We start from the raw sequence: 3,392 nt of genomic DNA, 5'->3' as shown, positions 1-3,392 counted from the left end.
GCCGCCGGCGAGCCCTCCGACGGCGTAGGCGATGCCGATCGCGGACCAGGCCGGAGCTCCGCCGAGGTGCTTGTCTGCCACATACGGGCCGAGAACCAGGAACGGCGCGACCACGATCAGGTTGGTCAAGGCCACGTGGATGATCGACATCAAGAGCCAGGATCGTCTGGTGACTTCCGCGAGGCCGTCTTTGATGCTGGTCAGCAGTCCTGCGCTCGTGGCCGGGGGCTGCGTGGCGACGGCGCGGGGAAGGCGAGTGAGAAAGGCCGCGCTCACCAGGAACGTGGCCGCGTCGATCAGGATCGCCCACCCCGGCCCTACGGTTGCCACCAGCACTCCGGCCGTGCTCAGCGCCAGGATCGAGGTGATGCTGCGCGACATCGACAGGAGCGAGTTGGCTTCCTGCACCCGTTCCTTGCCGGCGAGCATGGCCACGAGACCGACCGAGGCGGGGGTGAAGAGGGCAGATCCCATGCCCGCGATGAGTTGCAGGACGACGATCATCCAGATGCGGGCCGTTCCGCTGAGGAGAAGGGCCGCAGTGGCTGCCTGGGCGAACATGCGCATCAGGTCGGCGACCAGCATGACGTTGCGTCGAGAGAAGCGGTCGCCGAGGGCGCCGCCGAAAAGGCTCAGCGCGATGACGGGGATCCTGGTGCTCAGGATGACGATGCCGAGATCGGCGGGCGATCCGGTGAGGTGCAGGACGGCGAAGGCGATCGCCAAGGGGGTAAGGGCGTCTCCGAACGTCGAAGCGGTGTGACCGAAGAAGTAGCGGCGAAAGTCCCGGACGGTGAGGGGAGCGATCGCCTCGCGGATGGGTTTCACGCATCACCATCGCTGTTCGTGGCGCAACCGCGGGGACGGGAGGCGACGTCCGCCATCAGATCCTCGGGATATGGGTGGTCGTGAAGCGATGGGCCAAGCTCACGCAAGAGGGCACCTCTTTCCATGGAGCGTGCTGATCCGAGATAGGACCGAACCTGTCAGGCCGCAGGTGCCTGAGCGTGATCGACTGTGGTGATCAGGTCACCTTGACATAGGCGGCTGACATTTCCGGGGCCAGGTGCTCGCCGCGGGCGGGCACCCGGCCCCGGGGTTGTGCTCGGCTCGGTAAACGTCGACGTTGACTGGCAGGGACAGATCTTGAGAGCGGTAGTGACTGGCAGTGCTTCGCCGTTTACAGTGTGGAGTTGTTGGGCTGCATGGCGTGAATGCGGCAGGCGGGTACGGCTGCTTCTCCTGTGGGAGGCGATGGTGACGTCACTGTTGGAACGCGTGGCCCAGGCCGAGACGGCTGCGCTACGGCAGGCCGAGGACTTGCGGGCACAACTGGCCGCGGTCGAGGAACGACTGCAGCGCCTGGCTATCACGCGCGAGACGCTGACAGAGTTCACCGGCGATCATCTCAGCCACGCCGACATGGCTGAAGGTGACGGCGTGGTCGTCGAGGAGGAACCGCCCGCCCCGGCTCGCCTCGACCCTGAAGTCAAGCACGCACAGCTACCGCCGCTGCGGGGGTTCAGGCAGCAGGTGGTGGCGCTGCTGGCCACGGCCGATGAGCCGATGCGGGCACGGGAGATCGTGCAGGCGATCGGCAAGCCGGACACCCGCTCCCAGGTCGAGGGGATGCGTTCACGGTTGCAGCGACTGGTGACTGATGGGTGGCTTTGCCGGGAAGCCGATGGGCTTTACGCGATAACCGCCGGTATCAACGGCTACGCACCGACCGGGGAGGCCGATTGACCATCCGTCCCTGATCACGGCCATGCCGTGCATGAGCAGGGTGCCGCCGAGGTTGCGTCTCGGCGGCACCCGAGGTTGCGTGAGCGACCAGCAGGTCTAACCGACAGTGGCTCCCGCATTCCCGAGAGTAACCCGGATGGGTTCTCTTGGGGAGACGTCGAGCCCGGATTTCGCCTGCCCTGCCACCGACAGGACGAGGCGGGAAGGATCGACGATGCCCTCACCAGGGCCAAGACTCGTTCGTCCCGGGTCAGCTTCCGCCGGACCCACCGGGCGAGACCGGCCACAGCCGGATTCCCAGCCCGGCCTCCAACTGCGCGATGGTGGCCACATCGGGCCAGCAACGCCCGGCGACCAGGTCGTTGATAGTCTGCCGGTTCACGCCCGACAGCACCGCCAGGCGGCGGAAACTCAGCCCTTGGCCGGCGATCACCTCGGCCAAGGTGGCGGCGATCGCTTGGACGACGGCGGCGGCCACATGGCCGGACAGATTCGCGTGGGGCCAGTTCTCCGGGTCGTCGGCCAACTCCCGGGGAGAGCGGGAACGCCCGCGTCCTCCGACCATGACAAACGACTCCTTTCGGTAGATGTCGTCGTCCTCCGTAACGGCAGGTTGTCCTGCCGCTATGGATGGGGTGTGACCCTCGACGCGGAAACCTCGGCGAAGATCACCGGCTACCGGCCGCAGCAGGCCACGCCGGAATGGGAACAGATCGCCGGGCACGTCCGGATGCTGGTCGCCGCCAGCGCCAACCGCTCCCCCTACCGCGTGCAGCGGCTGCTCACCGCGACCACCCAGCTGGCCGTGTGGTGTCACCGCTCCGGCCTGCCCGATGACCCGGAAGTGTGGCTGCGGCACGAGACGATCGACGCGTTCGTCCTGACCGGCTGCACCGATCTGGCCCCGAGCTCGGCGCAAACCTACCGGTCCTGGCTGCGGCACATGCGCGCCACGCTGGCCTGGCTGGAACGCGGCGAACAGGTGCCGCCACCGATGAAAGCCCCCAAGAAGGTCAGCCCGCCGTACTCGCCAGCCCAGCTCGGCCGCCTTCGCGGCTGGGCCGAACGCCTGCCCGGCCAGGCCAGGGGCGACGCTCTGGCGTTGATGGCGCTCGCCTGCGGCTGCGGTCTGACCTCTGGAGAAGTGGCCGCCGTCCGCACCGGGCATCTGCGCCGCTTGGACTGCGGCGCGGTCGTGATCGCCGTCCCCGGCACCGAGCGGTTGATCGTCTGCCGCGCCGCCTGGGAGGACGTCCTGGCTCATGCCGCCGACCAGCCGGGCGACCGGTTCGTGTTCCGGCCCAGGCGCACCGCCCGGCACGCCAAGAACCTGTTCAGCTCCTGGACAGCCCGCCACACCCCGACCGGCGGCCTGCCCGCCCTGTCGGTGCGCCGGCTGCGCTCCTCCTGGATCGTCGAGTTGCTGAGCGCCCGCATCGATTTGGGGGTGGTGGCCGCCGCAGCCAGGATGAGCACCTCCGCACTGGCCCGCTACCAACATTTCGTCCCCGTCCTGGACGAGCCCACCGCGGTCGCGCTGCTGCGCGGCAGGCCCGACGAACAGGCCAGGTGAGTACGGCGCAGCCACGCGCCTGGCCGCCGCGCACCACCCGAGCCCGAGCCACCCGGCCCCGGCCACCTGCCAA

4 protein-coding genes are annotated in these 3,392 nt (G+C 68.5%); 2 read left to right on the top strand and 2 right to left on the bottom strand.

The annotated features are described in order from the left end of the window. Positions 1-828 (bottom strand): MFS transporter (locus tag AB0J09_RS60095; RefSeq protein WP_360712694.1); only part of this gene is annotated, 828 nt, incomplete at its 3' end. A gap of 426 nt (positions 829-1,254) precedes the next feature. On the opposite strand from AB0J09_RS60095, the gene AB0J09_RS60090 reads away from it, so the two are divergent. Further along, positions 1,255-1,746: a hypothetical protein gene (locus tag AB0J09_RS60090; RefSeq protein WP_360712691.1), complete on the top strand. Its 492-nt coding sequence runs from the start codon at positions 1,255-1,257 to the stop codon at positions 1,744-1,746. Between the two features lie 250 nt (positions 1,747-1,996). Here AB0J09_RS60090 and AB0J09_RS60085 read toward each other — a convergent pair whose 3' ends face one another. Further along, positions 1,997-2,311, bottom strand: coding sequence for a helix-turn-helix transcriptional regulator (locus AB0J09_RS60085; protein WP_360712688.1), 315 nt, complete (start codon positions 2,309-2,311; stop codon positions 1,997-1,999). 72 nt (positions 2,312-2,383) lie between these two features. Here AB0J09_RS60085 and AB0J09_RS60080 point away from each other — a divergent pair, with 72 nt between their 5' ends. After that, entirely contained in the window at positions 2,384-3,319 is a 936-nt protein-coding gene (locus AB0J09_RS60080; RefSeq protein ID WP_360712685.1) for a hypothetical protein, read from the top strand. The last annotated feature ends 73 nt before the right edge of the window (positions 3,320-3,392 follow it).

It is taken from the genome of Nonomuraea sp. NPDC049784, from assembly GCF_040659615.1.
Classification (GTDB): Bacteria; Actinomycetota; Actinomycetes; order Streptosporangiales; family Streptosporangiaceae; genus Nonomuraea.
Note: the sequence above shows the minus strand (reverse complement) of the source record. Positions and strands in the feature narration are given on the sequence as shown.

Excerpts from the sequence above, each read along its gene's own strand:
- AB0J09_RS60090 (WP_360712691.1), top strand. The coding sequence starts at position 1,255 with ATGGTGACGTCACTGTTGGAACGCGTGGCCCAGGCCGAGACGGCTGCG.
- AB0J09_RS60085 (WP_360712688.1), bottom strand. The coding sequence starts at position 2,311 with ATGGTCGGAGGACGCGGGCGTTCCCGCTCTCCCCGGGAGTTGGCCGAC.